Raw genomic sequence first — 258 nt, 5'->3', positions numbered from 1 at the left:
CGAGCGCGGTTGAACGCTGCGGGGCGTGGCGGCGCGCGGCGCATGGAATACTGCGCCGACGCCGCAAAGGACCGCACCATGGCCGCCCATCGTCCGCACCGCCGCATCGCGCCGAGCGCGTTGCCTGCCTTCGTCCTGGCCGCGCTCGCGTTGCTCGTCCCCGTCGGCAGCGCCGCGGCCGCCGAACCCGCTGCGGGGCAGACCCGTTATCTGCAACTCGATCCGCACTGGACCGACGAGCCCTACCAATGGCAGCTC

The 258-nt window shown here is 72.9% G+C and carries 1 protein-coding gene; it reads left to right on the top strand.

The genetic code is table 11. The features are described 5' to 3' along the window. Nucleotides 1-42: 42 nt before the first annotated feature. On the top strand, nt 43-258 hold a 216-nt coding region (locus HKX41_12225), incomplete at its 3' end, for a hypothetical protein (GenBank protein ID NNC24902.1).

It is taken from the genome of Salifodinibacter halophilus, from assembly GCA_012999515.1.
In the GTDB taxonomy this organism is placed as follows: Bacteria; Pseudomonadota; Gammaproteobacteria; order Nevskiales; family Salinisphaeraceae; genus Salifodinibacter; species Salifodinibacter halophilus.
This window is presented reverse-complemented; position numbering and strand designations above follow the sequence as displayed.